The 14,608-nt window shown below is 61.7% G+C and carries 19 protein-coding genes; 8 read left to right on the forward strand and 11 right to left on the reverse strand.

From position 1 onward, the window contains the following. The 7 genes from OEZ71_RS10085 to OEZ71_RS10115 form a co-directional block, all read right to left on the reverse strand. Positions 1-276: a F0F1 ATP synthase subunit C gene (locus OEZ71_RS10085; protein ID WP_263739817.1), complete on the reverse strand. Its 276-nt coding sequence runs from the start codon at positions 274-276 to the stop codon at positions 1-3. A 2-nt stretch (positions 277-278) separates the two neighbouring features. Further along, complete coding sequence (locus OEZ71_RS10090; RefSeq protein ID WP_263739818.1) at positions 279-983, reverse strand: F0F1 ATP synthase subunit A; 705 nt, start codon at positions 981-983, stop codon at positions 279-281. Positions 984-985: 2 nt separating this feature from the next. Next, positions 986-1,264: an N-ATPase subunit AtpR gene (locus OEZ71_RS10095; RefSeq protein ID WP_263739819.1), complete on the reverse strand. Its 279-nt coding sequence runs from the start codon at positions 1,262-1,264 to the stop codon at positions 986-988. A gap of 16 nt (positions 1,265-1,280) precedes the next feature. Beyond that, positions 1,281-1,574, reverse strand: coding sequence for an AtpZ/AtpI family protein (locus OEZ71_RS10100; protein WP_263739820.1), 294 nt, complete (start codon positions 1,572-1,574; stop codon positions 1,281-1,283). Continuing rightward, positions 1,571-1,960 (reverse strand): F0F1 ATP synthase subunit epsilon, encoded by a 390-nt coding sequence (locus OEZ71_RS10105; protein ID WP_263739821.1) that lies wholly within the window; start codon positions 1,958-1,960, stop codon positions 1,571-1,573. Before OEZ71_RS10105 ends, OEZ71_RS10100 begins: the two co-directional genes overlap by 4 nt. After that, positions 1,950-3,350, reverse strand: coding sequence for a F0F1 ATP synthase subunit beta (atpD, locus tag OEZ71_RS10110; protein WP_263739822.1), 1,401 nt, complete (start codon positions 3,348-3,350; stop codon positions 1,950-1,952). Before atpD ends, OEZ71_RS10105 begins: the two co-directional genes overlap by 11 nt. A gap of 189 nt (positions 3,351-3,539) precedes the next feature. Beyond that, complete coding sequence (locus OEZ71_RS10115) at positions 3,540-5,306, reverse strand: SLC13 family permease (protein ID WP_263739823.1); 1,767 nt, start codon at positions 5,304-5,306, stop codon at positions 3,540-3,542. 173 nt (positions 5,307-5,479) lie between these two features. Between OEZ71_RS10115 and OEZ71_RS10120 the strand changes: the two genes are divergently transcribed. After that, entirely contained in the window at positions 5,480-5,635 is a 156-nt protein-coding gene (locus OEZ71_RS10120) for a hypothetical protein (protein ID WP_263739824.1), read from the forward strand. 303 nt (positions 5,636-5,938) lie between these two features. On the opposite strand, the gene OEZ71_RS10125 is transcribed toward OEZ71_RS10120, so the two are convergent. Together OEZ71_RS10125 and OEZ71_RS10130 are read right to left on the reverse strand one after the other, a co-directional pair. Next, positions 5,939-6,430, reverse strand: a complete 492-nt coding sequence (locus OEZ71_RS10125; RefSeq protein ID WP_263739825.1) for a hypothetical protein — start codon at positions 6,428-6,430, stop codon at positions 5,939-5,941. An 86-nt stretch (positions 6,431-6,516) separates the two neighbouring features. Further along, positions 6,517-7,659, reverse strand: coding sequence for an AI-2E family transporter (locus OEZ71_RS10130; RefSeq protein ID WP_263739826.1), 1,143 nt, complete (start codon positions 7,657-7,659; stop codon positions 6,517-6,519). 128 nt (positions 7,660-7,787) lie between these two features. Here OEZ71_RS10130 and OEZ71_RS10135 point away from each other — a divergent pair, with 128 nt between their 5' ends. Together OEZ71_RS10135 and OEZ71_RS10140 are read left to right on the forward strand one after the other, a co-directional pair. Then, positions 7,788-9,014: a DUF2254 domain-containing protein gene (locus OEZ71_RS10135; protein ID WP_263739827.1), complete on the forward strand. Its 1,227-nt coding sequence runs from the start codon at positions 7,788-7,790 to the stop codon at positions 9,012-9,014. An 88-nt stretch (positions 9,015-9,102) separates the two neighbouring features. Beyond that, a complete protein-coding gene (locus tag OEZ71_RS10140) occupies positions 9,103-9,993 on the forward strand; it encodes a PRC-barrel domain-containing protein (protein ID WP_263739828.1) in 891 nt (296 codons plus the stop codon). Between the two features lie 437 nt (positions 9,994-10,430). Here the strand turns inward: OEZ71_RS10140 and OEZ71_RS10145 are convergent, their stop codons facing one another. Beyond that, a complete protein-coding gene (locus OEZ71_RS10145; RefSeq protein WP_263739829.1) occupies positions 10,431-10,604 on the reverse strand; it encodes a DUF1328 domain-containing protein in 174 nt (57 codons plus the stop codon). A 141-nt stretch (positions 10,605-10,745) separates the two neighbouring features. On the opposite strand from OEZ71_RS10145, the gene OEZ71_RS10150 reads away from it, so the two are divergent. The 4 genes from OEZ71_RS10150 to OEZ71_RS10165 all read left to right on the forward strand — a co-directional run bounded on the left by OEZ71_RS10150 (position 10,746) and on the right by OEZ71_RS10165 (position 12,982). Continuing rightward, positions 10,746-10,949 carry a PLD nuclease N-terminal domain-containing protein gene (locus tag OEZ71_RS10150; RefSeq protein ID WP_263739830.1) on the forward strand — a complete coding sequence of 68 codons (204 nt, stop codon included), beginning with the start codon at positions 10,746-10,748 and terminating at the stop codon, positions 10,947-10,949. A gap of 122 nt (positions 10,950-11,071) precedes the next feature. After that, the gene (locus OEZ71_RS10155) at positions 11,072-11,632 is read left to right on the forward strand and encodes a hypothetical protein (RefSeq protein ID WP_263739831.1); all 561 of its coding nucleotides are present in this window, start codon (positions 11,072-11,074) and stop codon (positions 11,630-11,632) included. Between the two features lie 5 nt (positions 11,633-11,637). Further along, on the forward strand, positions 11,638-12,042 hold the full coding sequence (locus OEZ71_RS10160; RefSeq protein ID WP_263739832.1) for a phage holin family protein: 405 nt from the start codon (positions 11,638-11,640) through the stop codon (positions 12,040-12,042). Next, on the forward strand, positions 11,996-12,982 hold the full coding sequence (locus tag OEZ71_RS10165) for a DUF3618 domain-containing protein (protein ID WP_263739833.1): 987 nt from the start codon (positions 11,996-11,998) through the stop codon (positions 12,980-12,982). The genes OEZ71_RS10160 and OEZ71_RS10165 overlap by 47 nt, the downstream gene beginning before the upstream one ends. 197 nt (positions 12,983-13,179) lie before the next feature. On the opposite strand, the gene OEZ71_RS10170 is transcribed toward OEZ71_RS10165, so the two are convergent. Further along, positions 13,180-13,377 (reverse strand): CsbD family protein, encoded by a 198-nt coding sequence (locus OEZ71_RS10170; RefSeq protein WP_263739834.1) that lies wholly within the window; start codon positions 13,375-13,377, stop codon positions 13,180-13,182. Between the two features lie 202 nt (positions 13,378-13,579). Here OEZ71_RS10170 and OEZ71_RS10175 point away from each other — a divergent pair, with 202 nt between their 5' ends. Then, positions 13,580-14,608 (forward strand): AI-2E family transporter, encoded by a 1,029-nt coding sequence (locus OEZ71_RS10175; RefSeq protein ID WP_263739835.1) that lies wholly within the window; start codon positions 13,580-13,582, stop codon positions 14,606-14,608.

A 14,608-nucleotide genomic window follows, 5' to 3' on the forward strand; every position in this document is an offset into this window, starting at 1 on the left:
CTATCCTCCGGCCGCCGCCGCAATCTCCACGAACGGATTGGCGAACAAGAGGATCATCGCAACGACGAAGCAGTAGATGGCGGTGGATTCGATCATCGCGAGACTGACGAACAGCGTCCGGGTGATCGTGTTCGTTGCATCGGGCTGTTGGGCAATTGCCGTCAGCGCCTGCGCGGCGGCACGGCCTTCGGCGAGCGCGGGGGCGATGGCGCCGATGGTGATGGTCAGTCCCGCCGTCACGATGGAGACGATGGCGATCCAGATTGATGCGTCCATGGTCAGGGTTCCTTTCGGGTTGCGTCATCTGGTGAGGGTAAAGGCTGTGTTCGCGCGGCCGAGGCGATATAGACCATCGCGAGGACAGCGAAGATGTAGGCCTGAATGAAGCCGGTCAGCAGTCCAAGCACCTGCATCATCACCGGAAAGAAGAACGGCGCCACGCTGATGATGATGCCGACGATGACCGTGCCGCTCATCACGTTGCCGTAAAGCCGGACGGCGAGCGCCACCGTCCGCGACACCTCGGCGACGAGGTTGAAGGGCAGCATGAAGGGTGTCGGACTCAGGTAGGTTCTCAGATATCCGACGATCCCCTGTCGCGCGATCGAGAAGGCAGGCACCGCGATCAGGACGGCGATCGCAAGCGCCGCCGTGGTGGAAAGCGACCCCGTCGGCGGTCGGTAGCCCGGAACCACCGACAGAAGATTCGAGGTGACGATGAACAGGAAGAGCGTGCCGATAAACGGCAGATAGCGGTCTCCCTCTTCGGCGCCGATCTCGGCGATCTGATCGCGGATGCCGGTGACGATGACCTCCAGCATGACCTGCCAGCGCGACACCGACTCACCCGTCGACAGCCGCGAGGTGATCAGCCAGGAGCCAAAGGTCAGGATGAGCATCACGAGCCATGTGAAGGCGATCGTGGCGTTGAGCCTGGTTCCCTGCCATTCGGCAAGTATCCATTGGTCCGGACTGATCTGCATGGTCAGCCCTCCCCCGGTTCGCGCGACAGGGCGCGGACGATTACCACACGCGCCGCGATGAAGCCGAGGGCCGCGCCTGCAAGCTCCGGCAAGCCGCCGCCTAGGGTGAGGACGAGCATGATCCCGGCGGGGATCAGCGCCAGCCGGGCTAGCGCCGCCAGCGTGAAGGCGCTGTAGCCGCCCGTTACTGTGAACGCGCGCGTCGCCCGCCACAGGAGACCGAAATAGAGCATGCCGATCGCCGTTCCCGCGACTGCGGCCATGATAAGTGTTGCCGTCATCCCACCCACCTCCGGTTCAATCGTCGCGCCCTTCGCGCTGGACCCAGTACCAGGCGTTGAGGCAGCCGAGCGCCGCGCCGGCAATGAGCAGGACGAGGGTCCATGACGTCCCGGACGCCGTTCGCGCGTCGATCCAGAGACCGAGCGCGATCCCCGCTACCGTCGGCACCGCCACCGCCCAGCCAACCAGCCCGAAAAGGCCGAGCCCATACCAGGCGTTCCGGCGCGGCCGGCGCTGTGCGTCCTGCTTTAGTCTGGCTTTGCGCACGATCTCGTCGGCGTCACGCCTGCCGTTGCCGTTGCCGTTCATGACACCTTCTCCAGTTCGAGAAAGCGGCGGACGATCTGCGCCTCGAGCCGTGCAAGCGCCGAGCGGGCGGTGCGCTCGCTCTCCTCGGCCGCGCGGAAGGCCGCGCGGGCATGCTGTTGCACGATGTCGAGATCATTGCCGAGCACCGCGCCGACCGTCGAGACCAGAACGTCGTCGCCGACCTTTATCAGGGTGCCGGCATGTACTCCCGCATAACGTTCGTGACCTTCGGCATCTTCATAGACAAGGATGCCAGGGGCCAACTGTGAGACGAAATCGATGTGATTGGGTAGCATTCCAAAGGCACCATCCGGCGCCTCGGCGACGATCCGGCGGACCTCCCGATCAAGACAGATGCGTTCGGGAAGGATGATCCTAAGCCGCATCGTCCACCTCCTCTCCTGCAGTCAGTTCGTCTACCGTGCCGATCATGTAGAACGCACGTTCGGGAAGGTCCTTGAATTCGTCGCCAAGAATACGTTCGCAGGACTCGAGCGTGTCGCCGAGGGGCATGAACCGCCCCGGTATGCCGGTCATCTTCTCGGTCGAAAAAAAGGGTTGGGTCAGGAACCGCTCAATCTGCCGGGCGCGGCGGACCGTGGCGCGGTCCTTCTCGGACAGCTCCTCGAGCCCGAGCATTGCGATAATGTCCTTGAGGTCGTCGTATTCGGCAAGCGTATTCCGGACCGCCCGCGCAATCCGGTAATGCCGGTCGCTGACGGCACCCGGCGTCAGCATTTTCGAAAAAGACTTGAGTGGGTCGATCGCGGGATAGAGCCCCTCCGATGCCTTCTTGCGCGACAACACGATCGAGGCGGAGAGATGCGAGAAGGTGTGGCTCGCCGCCGGATCGGTGAAGTCGTCGGCCGGGACATAGACCGCCTGGATCGAGGTCATGCTGCCCCGGTCGGTGGAGCATATCCGTTCTTCCAGCCCCGCCAGCTCCGTTCCCAGTGTCGGCTGATAGCCCACGCGCGAAGGGATGCGGCCGAGAAGGCCCGAGACTTCAGCACCGGCCTGAACGAAACGATAAATATTATCGATGAGTACGAGCACGTCGCGCCGCAGTTCGTCGCGGAAGTACTCGGCGATGGTCAGCGCTGCATGCCCGACACGGAAGCGGACACCCGGCGCTTCATTCATTTGTCCAAAGACCATGACGGTGCGGTCGAGGACATCAGTTTCCTGCATCTCCCGGTAAAGCTCCTCGGCCTCGCGGCAGCGTTCGCCGATACCGCAGAACAGGCTGACACCGTGGTATTCCGCAACCATGTTGTGGATCATCTCGGTCACGAGCACGGTCTTGCCGACGCCGGCGCCCCCGAAGAGCCCCGCCTTGCCGCCGCGTTCCAGCGGGCTGAGAAGGTCGATGGCCTTGATGCCGGTCTCAAATATCTCACCTTCCGCGCGGCGGCGGGCAAGCGGAACCGGTCGCCCCTGAATCGGTCGGCGCTGCATCTCCTCGAGCGGCGGCTTGCCGTCGATCGCATCACCGAAAACATTGATCATGCGGCCGAGAAGCGCCTCACCTACGGGAACGCTCAAACCCTGGCAGGTGTTGCGCACGGGCATGCCGAGGCGAAGCTCGGCGGTCGGGTTCAGCACCAGCCCGCGCGCGGTGTCGCGGTCGGGCAATGCCGCCACCTCTATCGTCATCGTGGGATCGGATAACGTGACCAGCCGGGTTCCGATCCCGGGCAGGGTTTCTTCGAAGCAGATGTCGACGATGCTGCCCTCAATCGCGACGATATGGCCGATGCGCGTGGTGTCAGCCATGACACACCTCTCCCTCATGCCCGTCGGACGGGTAGGCTGCAGCCGGTACTTCCTTTGATGATCCTAGGTTTTCACGCGGGCGCGCGTCCTGATTTCAGTCAATCGCTCCGCCAGGCGGCCTGTCGGACACAGAACCGGGAGTGTCGGAGATCGCAGATGCAATACCCCCGACCGCAAGAACGCCGCCGTTCAGGGCCAGAAGACCGGCACCAGGATCAGCAGCAGCACCAAACTGATCAGCGTCAGAGGCGTGCCCGCGCGGACATAGTCCATGAACCGGTAGCGGCCGAGGTCATAGACCAGAAGGCAGGCCGGTTCGAGCGGCGAGATAAACGACAGCGAGGCCGAGAGCGTCACCAGAACGGCCAGCGTTCGCGGCTCCAGCCCGAGGCCTGGCGCGGCGGCGACCGCCACCGGCATGACCGTCAGCGCCGCGGCGGCGTTGGACATCGGCTGCGTCAGCACGATCGCCAGAAGGGCGAAGGCCGCCATGGCGGCCCGGGGGCCGAAGACGCTGCCGACCCCGACGATGTGATCGGCAAGGAACCGTGCAGCGCCGCTCGTCTCCATCGCTACTCCAAGGCTCGTCATGCCGCCGATCAGGATCAGAAGCCGCCAGTCGATGGAACGGTAGGCCTGCTCCATCGTGATGCCGCCCGACAGAACGACAGTAAGCACGGCGATCAGGACCGCGACCGAGAAAGGGACCAGCCCCAAAGCGCCCGCGACGATGGCAGCGGTCAGGGCACCGAGCGTCAGCAGGCCCTCGCGGCGGGTCATGGCGGTCTCGTCCACCTCCACGAGGACGCGCAAATCCTTGCCGCCGCGAAGCTGGCCCAAAGCCTCTTCCGGCCCCTGCAGAAGCAGTACGTCGCCAGCCCGAAGCCGCATGTTCTCAATTCGGGCAGGTCGACTCAGATTGCGGCGGTAGATCGCCAGCACCACCCCCCGGAACTCGTCAAAGAAACCGAGCTGCTTCAGCGTTTGGCCCACAAGCCGCGACTGCGGTGCGATCAGCGCCTCGACCAGCGAGACATCGGCCTTCTGGTCATGGAAGCGTTCGGAAAAGTGCCGGTCAGGCTCAAGCGTAAAGTGCGGCGACTTCTTCAGCTTCACGAGCCCCTCGCGCGAGGCACGGACGATCAGCTCGTCTCCCGCCTGAAGCTTTCGCGAATGATGGGGTGCAAACCGTTCACCGTTCCTGACGACGGCAAGCAGGTCGGTTTCGAACTCCTCGAACTTGACCTCACGCACCGGGCGACCGATTGCGGATGAGCCATCCGGCAGGCATAGCGTGGTGAAGAAGCGACGCGGTTCCGGTCGGTCGTCGATCTCTGCGGCGGTCTGGACCGGCAGCACCCAGCGCGCACCGAAGACCAGCCAGAAGATGCCCACAGCGGCAACGATCAAGCCGATCCCGAGGAATTCGAACAGCGAAAACGGTTCCATCCCCAGCCGCTCGACCATCGCGCTGCCCGCGAGGTTGGTCGACGTGCCGATGATCGTGCAGGTGCCGCCAAGGATCGACGCATAGGCCACCGGCATCAGAACGCGGCCCGCACTCAGCCCGGCCTTGCGGGCGGCCCCGAGCGCGACCGGGGTCATAATCGCAGTGACGTTGGTGTTGCTGAGGAAGGCCGAACTGGCCGCGGAGGCCGACAGGAGCGCAAGCAGCGTCGGCGTCTTCCGCCCGCGCGCGAACGCATGAACGGTTTCGGCAAGCCGGTCCATCGCCCCGGCCTTCACGATTGCCCCCGCCAGCACCATGATCGAAGCGAGGATGACGATGACCTCGCTTCCAAAACCGGCGAAAGCCTCGGCGGGGCTCAGAATCCCCGTGACTGTCAGCGCCGCAACGAGGCCAAGCGTGACGACGTCGACGGAAATCCATTCGGTCGCCAAAAGGAGGATTGCGACGACGAGAACGGAAAGCACGATGAGGATGTCGGCGGTCATTGCGATGATCCAAAGGTCGTCTCGCCGGCGTTTGGCGCCAAAGACCTTGTACACGGCCCGTCCTGAGCGGCCAAGTGGCCGACACCCCTAGTTGAGTTTTCCCCTCCAATGCGATGCTCGTATGTATTTCTGCCGGTAGGATCGGTGAGACGGCGGCAAAGCGGAACAACGCCGTGGATGCGAAGGTGTTCCGTGTTGAAGGTAAAGCCGATATTCAAACGCCGGACTCATCGGTCGATGTGAATCTCATCCATGGCGTGGAAATCGGTCGTTTGCTGCGGCTGCGATCGCACTCGGCGGCGCTGGCTAATCGGAAATTCAAGGCATGATGTAACCTACTGAGGAACCACTGTGACCCCACGACAGGTCAGCGCGCATGACTGCCAGATAGACTTTTTTCAAAAAAAGGCGCGCGCGTTTTCCGATGGCACTCAGGGTTGCGAGGCAGGCTACTGCACTGGGTAAGGGAATGCCTTGGCCGAACCTTTTTTAGTTCACCTCTAGACTTCGCCACTTTGCCAATCGCGAAACTCGTCCTCGATGCGGTCAAGAAGTATTTCAAACCTCGCTCGACAGCAAAGCCCGGACAGGATCGCCCGGGCTTTGCGTCGATACGGTGTCAGACGACCAGTTTACTTCAACTTCTGTACGACGTAGTCGGCGAAGGCAGCGATCATGCCGTCGTAGTATTCCTGGCTGTCGGTCGTGATCGCGGTCAGGTCAGTTCCCGGCAGGAAGAACGGGCCGGCCTGTTCGAAGGTAACAGTGAGCTTGTAAGCGTCGAATTTCGTGTTGTCGCTGTCATGAGTCACAGCGACGTCTCCGACAAGACGGGAATCTGCAACGCCCATCGCGGACTGGAAGCTGTTTGCGAGTTCGACCTCATCGATATCGATCAGGACCTTTGCACCTTCCTCGCCGGTCATGCCAACGAGATTGGCAACAATTTCGTTTTCGAGGTCGTCGGCCAGATGGGTCCAGCGCTCTGCAGCCTCGGCGTTTTGCAGTGCATCCATGTCGGCTGTGACTTCGACTTCGCGCACGATGGTTTCGGCCGCGACCGGCATGGCGGTGGCGGAGAGGATAAGGGCCGTGAGGATGCCTCGGGTCGTCTTGTTGAACATGGTATTGCTCCTAACTGTTTCTCGGCGGCGTCAGTGAGCCGTCGGGTGATAAACGTCACCGGATCACAGGTGGTTCCGGTGTGACGCTACGTCCCTTCGCTGCGCAACGGGTCGTAACGGCCACGGATATCGGATGAGCTCAGGAAACTGCCGAGTACGGACAATGCGGGGACGTGATCGCAGATCACCTTTAGGCAGACGAGGAATGGAACAGCCGTCAAAGCACCTGCGAAACCCCAGATCCATGCCCAGAAAACCACCGTCGAAAATACCGACACCGCATTGAGCTCAAGTCTTCGGCCGAGGATGACCGGCGTCACAAACTGCCCTTCGAGCGAGGTCGCCAGCAGATAGAACGCCGGCGCAAGAAGGGCGTGGCCGAGCGTGTCGAAGCTGGCGAGCGCGACCGCGCCACAAAGCGAAACACCGGCCGCCGCACCGATATAGGGCAGAAAGTTCAGAAGGAAGGCGAGCGCGCCCCAGACCGGCGCCTGCGGCATCCCGATCAACCATAGCCCGGTACCGACGATGATCCCGAGCCCGGCGTTGATGAGTGTTATGGACAGCAGATATTTAGAGATGCTCTGCTCGATCCCGTAGGCAATCTTCAGCGCGCGCTTCTTGTCGCCAAAGCGTGGAAACGCCTCGACAAGCTTCACATAGAACATGTCGCCCGAGGCCAGGAGGAACAACGCGAGGACCAGAGCGACAAGAGAAGTTGTCGCAAAAGATGCAATGTCCAGTACGGTCGTCGTCACGATGCCGGGCTGTTCGATGGCAACTTTGACGACATCCGGATCGGTTGCCGTTTTCGCAATCTCTTCAACCTGTTCGGATGCATCCTTGACCGAGCGGATTGATTCCGTGATTGAGCTGAGGCGGGTTTCGAGTTCGGACCGGATCCTTGGCGCATCCTCGACCCACTCAGAAACCGGCCCGCTCAGTATCAGCGCGCCGCTGGCAACCGCGATGGAAACGGCCGTGATAAGAACAAGCGCTGTTGCAACGGGCGGGATGCGATACTTGGCCAATGCGCGGGTCACCGGGCTCAACGTGAGTGCCAGGAGGATGGCAAGGATGAACGGCAGGACCATCTGTTTTGCAAAGTAAAGTGCCATGCCGGCGCTGACAAAACCGATTAAGGCGACATAGCGCCGGATCGCCGCAAGGTTCCTGCCAATTGCCTCCGATTGGACTTCGTTTTCCGCCTCGGCCCGTCGGCTCGTCATGGTGTCCCCCCAGCCAGACCGCAATGAAGGACAACGCGCATCGATCATTCCGGTTCCGTCGCGCAATGGATTTCGGGAACCAAAAAAGACGCGCGGAGTTGATACCGAAAAGGGGGCCAATATCTGCCATGACCTGGCGCACACCTTTCACGGCGCTTCTGACAGTGCCAGCAACCATTGCCATCGCGATTGGCCTGAGCGGTGCCGGGATTGTTGCAATCGAACACCGTTTCAATGCGCCGGATTGGCTGATCGCGCTGTCGCCAGATGTGGCGCGGGCCATCCTGTCATCGGTGGCGACGGCGGCGATGACCGCTTTGTCGCTGACCTATTCCCTGACGCTCGTCGTCTTTACGCTGGCCGCGTCAAGCATCGGTCCCCGGCTGCTGAAACGTTTCACCACAGAACGCGCGAACCAGATTACAGCCGGCCTTCTTGGCGGGACATTTCTTTACGCGCTGGTCGTCCTGGGAACAACGGGTAACGAGCCCGCCCGGATCGCGACCTTCATCGCGGGACTTCTGGCCGCCGCCTCGGTTGTGCAGTTGATCTGGTTTGTCCGCACGGTCGCGCAGTCCGTGTCGATCGATGACGAACTGGCGAAGATTGCGGTGCGGCTCAGAGACGGGTTGGCACGCCTCAAACAAAACAGCGGCGACGATGATGATCTGCCGGACGACAACGCATTCTTGCCTGCGGTGACTGTAAAAGATACCGGCTATCTGGCACGGCTTGACCGATCCGCACTGCTCGCCTCCGCCATCACCGAAAACCTCGTATTGCGAGTGGAGCAGGGCGAGGGCGACTATCTGCTTCCGGATACGGTTGTTCTGAGTGTGAACCGTCCCCTTCGCGAGAGTGTGCATACCGCGTTGTGTAAGACGGTGCGCCAAGAGCCGGCGCGGTCAGATACCGGAACCGTGCATTTCTCGATCAATCTTATGGTCGAGATTGCGCTCCGGGCCCTGTCGCCAGGCGTGAACGACACTCTCACGGCGCTTGCGGTATCCGACATGCTTTCCGGCGCTTTGGCCGAAATCGCCGGTTCCGAGCCACGGCCGGAGGTGCTTCGCGACCCGGAGGGGCGGGCGCGTGTGATCCTTCCGGGGGCGTCCTTTCCCTCACTTCTGGATACGGCTTACAATCCCTTGCGCCGGGCATCTGCGGACAACGTGCTGATGGCCGAAGGGTTGGCGCGCGGCCTGCGGCGGCTCCATGCTGTCGCTTCGGCCAATGCCCGAAGGGCCGTCGAGGAACATGCCGACCTTCTTCTCCGACAGATGGAACGTGCAGGGCACATGCCTGCGGACATTGCCGCGGTGCGCACGTTCCTGCCGGACGCGGTTCTGGAGTGACTTTTTTCGGAACCACATCCTGCCTTGGACGTTGGCACTTCAAGCGCTGAGGCGCTGGTTAACTACACAGAAATTGGAGAGTATCCCCGTGAAAAAGCTTATGATTTCTGCCGCTTTCGCGGCACTTGCGACGTCGTCCGCAGTGGCTCAGGATGCGACGTTTCGCACCGAAGCCGACCCGATGGAAATTGTCGCCTCCGACTTTATCGGCAAGCGCGTCTATGCAAGCGAAGCCGCTGTCGAGGGTGACGCGTTCGACGGCCTTCAGGACGGTTGGGAGGATATCGGCGAGATCAACGACGTGATCTTTTCGCGCGGCGGTTCGGTCGACGCCGTGCTTGTCGATATCGGTGGATTCCTTGGGATCGGTGAACGCAAGGTCGCCGTTGACATGGACGCGCTTCGCTTCGCTTCCGACAGTTCGACCGCAGATGATGAAGCGGATTACTTTCTCGTCATGAATGCCGGCCGCGCCGCTTTCGAGGAAGCGCCCGAGTACCACTGGGGCCATGCCGCGATGGAGAATACCGAGAATGCCGTTGAAAGTGCAGCGGCCGCGACGGCCGAGGCAGTTGATAACGCCGCCGAGGCTACAGCCGAAGCCGTTGACAGCGCCGCCGAGGCCACGGCCGAGGTCGCAAGCGAAGCTGCCGACGCCGTCACCCGCGAACCGATTATGCGTGACGGCTACGATGCGGCAGCCGAAGAGGACCTGACCACGGAAATGCTGACCGGTGCGACGGCCTACGACGCCAATGACGAGTGGATCGGCGAAGTGTCGCGACTGATCATCAACGAAAACGGCAAGATCACGCACGGCATCGTCGACGTGGGCGGGTTCCTCGGCATCGGCGAGAAGCCGGTGGAACTCGCAATGGCCGACATCGACATCCTCCGCGAAAAGGCTGGCGATGACCTGCGCGTCTACATTCCGATGACCAAGGAAGAGCTTGAGGCGCTACCGACCTACGACAAATGATCGAAGCTTCGATACGTAACGAGTAGTATTCGGCAGCTGATGCCGAACCGTTGAGTAACGGCGGCCCGCCCATAGTGGCGGGCCGTCGCCATTCTGACGGAGCGCGCGCCACTTCCATGCGTAGCGACGGGATGTTGCCAGGGCGGCCGCAAAGACGGTCTTTGTCCGGGTGCTTTTCCCGCTCGGCAGGCTGTTATCGTTACGGTATGGCGTCCATACAACCAGACGGCAAACGCGAGCGTCTGGACGCAGCCGAATGGGGTTGGTTGGGCGCAACGAAGCCATGACTGTCGTTTGCACCTAACGGCTTTGTCTATGAGTTGCCGCGCGCCCCTGCCAATCGAAAGGCATAGGACGGCAAAAAACCGGAGCAGGATACCCTGCTCCGGTTATGTACCGCTGTGAGGATGCGGCGTTACGTTGTCGCTGCGCTGGTCTTAAACCGGCGGTTTACCCTTGGCGGCGCGGGCAATCATTGCGACGACGAAGAGGATGAGGAAGACAACGAAGAGGATCTTGGCGATCCCGGCCGAAGCGCCGGCAATGCCACCAAAACCAAGGGCGGCCGCGATCAAGGCGATGACGAGGAAGGTAAGGGCCCAACCGAGCATGTCTGTAACTCCTTTGTTTCACTCAATGGGTGAGTATGCGGACAGAACGCATGAGCGCCGTGCCGGGTTCCCTGTCATGCGGAATGGGAACCAGAATGCGGTTGGCGGGTTGTTCCCATGACAACGCGAAAGGAACTCGCCATGGAAATGAACATGCTTTCTCTCTCGGGCTTTGGTGGCCTCATCATCCTGGCGCTCGATGTTTGGGCGCTCGTCTCCATCCTCGGTTCAACCGCGGCTAATGGACGTAAGGCGCTCTGGGTGCTGCTTGTGTTTTTCCTGCCGCTCATCGGCTTCCTGATCTGGTTGATCGCCGGCCCGCGGTCGTCCGCTCGGCACGTTTAACCACGACTGAAACCCTGCGGCACGGCCCGCACGTTTTCCCACAAAGCGGGATCAGCGCCGGGACCCTTCGGAGGGTTCGGCGCAGGCCATTCACCTGTCACATCTTCGGAAAGAGGCGACTCATGACACGCGAAACATTGAAACAGACCGTCAAGGACGCAGCGCGAACCACCCGCGCGGCCGGTGCCGATGCGCTGAAGGCTGCAAAGGACGAGGCGACCAAAACGGCATCGTCCGCCGCGAAGACTCTGCGTGCCGAGGCGGTCGAGCGCGCCGAACACGGCAAAGCCCAGCTTTCAAACCAAGGCATGAGGCTTAACGACGCGCTCCTTCATCGCGCTGACAATGCCGACTATGAAATCGAGCGGCGCGTCCTCAACGTCGTTGCCGGCAGTGTCGCAGAGCTATCGGAAGATCTGCGCAGCCGAAGCGTATCCTCGATCATCGATGAGACGGAACGCTTTGCGCGTACACATCCGGGGGCCTTCGTCGCGGGTGCAGCTATCGCGGGTTTTGCGCTCGCAAGGTTCGCGCGGGCCAGCGGCCGCCAGTACAACAATCCGGCGACCGAATACCCCGTACCGGTGCCTGTTTCGACGTCAGGCGAACCCGCGGTTCCGGTGGTATCAGGGGCTCAGAACTCCGGTGGGCAATACGGCGCTCCTGAAACCGAAACACGGTAGCCGTTATGGACGCCAAGGTCAGATCTACACCCAGCCTTCTTTCCGACGCCTTCCACGGGATCACGCAGCTTCTGCGCGGCGAACTCGCTTTGGCGCGGGCGGAGGCTGAAGAAAAGGTCCGAAGGATCGCCTCGGGTGCAATCCTTCTTCTGGTTGCCGCAGCAGTGTTTTTCGTCGGCCTGAATGTTTTGGCCGGAGCAGCTGTTGTCGCATTGGCGGAACAAGGCATCGCGCCCGGCTGGGCCGCCCTGATCGTCGCTGCGGGCCTATTCGTTATCGCCGGTCTTCTGATGATCATCGGCCGCCATGCGTTTTCATCCACCAATCTCATGCCGCGCCGCACGGTCACGAACATCCGTCGCGATGCGCAAACCTTCAAGGAGGCACTCAATCATGACACATCACTCTGACAGCCGAACAATCGAAACGGAACTTGAGCGTAATCGCGCCCGTCTCTCCGAGACATTGGAAGAGTTGCAAGACCGTGTTTCTGTCGACCATCTCGCCAAAGAGGCACTCGGCCTCATCAAGACGAACGCCGTTGCCTATACCAGTTCTATTGACAGGGCCGTGCGGTCGAACCCGCTCGCGTTGACGGTGACGGGGATCGGTCTGGCCTGGCTTATCTTCGGAGGCCGGAAAGAATCGCCGGAACCGTCGGCAGCCGTCATGAACCGCTGGGAGGACGAGGGCGGCAGCCCGATGCCTGCCCATGGTGCCGCGGCCGGTCATGCATCTGACGGTGACACCGAATGGTTCGACAAGCTCGATGCCCTGCGCACCACCGCGTCGCAGGCGCTTCGCCGCCTCGAAAGCGATGCGCGGTCCTACAGCGGCAATGCCAGCGATTTCGCAGCCGATCGCGCGAAGATTATTGCTTCGTTCACCGATGACTTGCGCGCCAACCTGCGCCAGGGTTTGGACACCCTGTCGGAGGCCGCTCGTGAACGAGTGATTGAGGCTCGCGAAGCCGCCTACAGCGCACATCTTCGTGCAGCGCAGACGGCACGGAAAGGCGGCCGCGAAGCTGAGCGGCTGATCAACGAGCATCCGATGATCGCGGGCGCAGTGGCGATGGCGCTTGGCGCCGCATTCGCTGCCGCGCTGCCACGTACGCGAATCGAAGATCGCGCCTTCGGCGAAGATCGCGATCGTTTGATGGAACGCGCGGCGGCCTTACTGAAGGAGGAGCGAGGTCGCATGACACGGGTCGCCGAAGGTGTGGCGGAGGAGTTGAAAACCTCGGCCGAGGATGCGGTGCGTAGTGCGCCGGCAGCGGCGTCTGAGATAGGTGACAACCTGCGTGATCGTGCGATCGCCGAAGCAGGCAGGACGCCCTCTAAAAGCTAGGTCGACCTCAAATCAATTGGCTGCCCGCTTGCCGGGTCGTCCCCTATCCGGCAAGCCTCAGGGCGGACCGGCGGTTGTGGAGCGCAACCGCCGGTTTCGCATTTTGATGGCGACTGTTTTCTTAAGGGTGATCGAGATAGAAAAACGCCGCCACAGGGGCGGCGTTCTCACTTTCCGGATTTACGCTATGCCGGGTGTCAGATGCCGCGCATCCACTCGTCGACCTCACGTTCGGCTGTTTCCTTGGCATGGCCGTACTTTTCCTGCACAAGACCGACGAGCTGTTCCCGGCGTCCTTCGGCACTGTGCCATTCGTCGTCGGTGATGTCGCCCCATTTGGCCTGGGCCTTGCCTTTGAGCTGCTTCCAGTTGCCTTCGATCTGGTCCCAATTCATGAGAACCTCCTTCGATTTGATCTACACGGGAGTGTGCCAGATCAACGTTTTTGCCGGGCCGAAGTTCCACGGATGCATGGCTGGCTCCTGTCGGCGTGCGGATTTTCGCTGAGGGAACCGAATGGCAGCGAGGGGCGTTTAATCCCTGACATATCGGGGGCGACTTTTCTTGGACAGAACCGCGCGACTTTCTCAATTATCAATGATCTTCCTCGGGGCGATTGCAATGATCGCTGCCATGGATTTCGGCGAGGGCATACTCGCACCGCTTACACTTGCGCTGGTCACAGGCGTTGTACTGTCCCCGCTGGCCGAGTTTTGGGAGCAGCGCGGTTATTCCGCGGTCTGGGGCGCCCTGATCGGTCTTGCCGCAACCCTGGCGCTGATTGGTGCGTTTGTCCTGGCCTTTCACCCGATCATCGCCCAACTGGTCTCGCAGGCGCCAAAGGTATGGGCGGATATGAAAGAGGTCGTGGCGGGGTTCAGGGGGCTGCTTCGCGGACTTTCCGAGGTCACGGACAGTGTCGCCGCCGCCGTTGCGCCGGAGGCGAATGCCGCGCCGGCCGCACCGGCCACCGAAGACGGCTTGGCATTTCCGACGGTCACGGACGCGCTGATGATCGCGCCAGCCATCCTCTCGCAGGTCCTTATCTTCTCCGGCGCGCTCTTTTTCTTTCTGCTCACACGAAGCGAGATCTACGACTGGGTGTCGCTGCGCCTGTCGGGACGCGGCGGGCGGGCGGAACTGGCCCATCGGCTGCGCCGCGCCGATCGCAACGTGTCGCGCTACTTCTCGACGATCACGCTTATCAATGCCGGGCTCGGGGCGATCACTGCGGGCGTTCTGCAGGCAATCGGCGTACAAGACGCCATGATCTGGGGCGTCGTCGCCTTCATCGTCAACTTTGTCGTCTATCTCGGGCCGGCGGTCTTCGTCGTCACCCTGATTTTCGTAGGGGTTGCCCAGTTCGATGGGGCGATGTCGCTCGCCCCTGCGGCATCCTTCCTTTTGCTTAACACGATCGAGGGTCAATTCGTGACGCCGGCGCTTGTGGGGCGGCACATGGCCGTCAACCCGCTTCTGGTATTTCTGTCGCTGATCTTCGGCCTCTGGCTCTGGGGACCGATCGGCGGCATCGTCGCGATCCCGCTGCTGCTGTGGGTTCTGGTGCTAAACGACGCGATTTCCGAGAGCGCGGTGCCGGTCATGACCCCAGACGAAACGGCTTAA

Origin of the sequence: Albidovulum litorale (assembly GCF_025751495.1) — a bacterium.
GTDB lineage: Bacteria > Pseudomonadota > Alphaproteobacteria > Rhodobacterales > Rhodobacteraceae > Albidovulum > Albidovulum litorale.

Excerpts from the sequence above, each read along its gene's own strand:
- OEZ71_RS10130 (WP_263739826.1), bottom strand. The coding sequence starts at position 7,659 with ATGACGAGCCGACGGGCCGAGGCGGAAAACGAAGTCCAATCGGAGGCA.
- OEZ71_RS10085 (WP_263739817.1), bottom strand. The coding sequence starts at position 276 with ATGGACGCATCAATCTGGATCGCCATCGTCTCCATCGTGACGGCGGGA.
- OEZ71_RS10170 (WP_263739834.1), bottom strand. The coding sequence starts at position 13,377 with ATGAATTGGGACCAGATCGAAGGCAACTGGAAGCAGCTCAAAGGCAAG.
- OEZ71_RS10125 (WP_263739825.1), bottom strand. The coding sequence starts at position 6,430 with ATGTTCAACAAGACGACCCGAGGCATCCTCACGGCCCTTATCCTCTCC.
- OEZ71_RS10100 (WP_263739820.1), bottom strand. The coding sequence starts at position 1,574 with ATGAACGGCAACGGCAACGGCAGGCGTGACGCCGACGAGATCGTGCGC.
- OEZ71_RS10115 (WP_263739823.1), bottom strand. The coding sequence starts at position 5,306 with ATGACCGCCGACATCCTCATCGTGCTTTCCGTTCTCGTCGTCGCAATC.
- OEZ71_RS10175 (WP_263739835.1), top strand. The coding sequence starts at position 13,580 with ATGATCTTCCTCGGGGCGATTGCAATGATCGCTGCCATGGATTTCGGC.
- atpD (WP_263739822.1), bottom strand. The coding sequence starts at position 3,350 with ATGGCTGACACCACGCGCATCGGCCATATCGTCGCGATTGAGGGCAGC.
- OEZ71_RS10095 (WP_263739819.1), bottom strand. The coding sequence starts at position 1,264 with ATGACGGCAACACTTATCATGGCCGCAGTCGCGGGAACGGCGATCGGC.
- OEZ71_RS10160 (WP_263739832.1), top strand. The coding sequence starts at position 11,638 with ATGGACGCCAAGGTCAGATCTACACCCAGCCTTCTTTCCGACGCCTTC.
- OEZ71_RS10145 (WP_263739829.1), bottom strand. The coding sequence starts at position 10,604 with ATGCTCGGTTGGGCCCTTACCTTCCTCGTCATCGCCTTGATCGCGGCC.
- OEZ71_RS10135 (WP_263739827.1), top strand. The coding sequence starts at position 7,788 with ATGACCTGGCGCACACCTTTCACGGCGCTTCTGACAGTGCCAGCAACC.
- OEZ71_RS10105 (WP_263739821.1), bottom strand. The coding sequence starts at position 1,960 with ATGCGGCTTAGGATCATCCTTCCCGAACGCATCTGTCTTGATCGGGAG.
- OEZ71_RS10090 (WP_263739818.1), bottom strand. The coding sequence starts at position 983 with ATGCAGATCAGTCCGGACCAATGGATACTTGCCGAATGGCAGGGAACC.
- OEZ71_RS10150 (WP_263739830.1), top strand. The coding sequence starts at position 10,746 with ATGGAAATGAACATGCTTTCTCTCTCGGGCTTTGGTGGCCTCATCATC.
- OEZ71_RS10165 (WP_263739833.1), top strand. The coding sequence starts at position 11,996 with ATGCGCAAACCTTCAAGGAGGCACTCAATCATGACACATCACTCTGAC.
- OEZ71_RS10155 (WP_263739831.1), top strand. The coding sequence starts at position 11,072 with ATGACACGCGAAACATTGAAACAGACCGTCAAGGACGCAGCGCGAACC.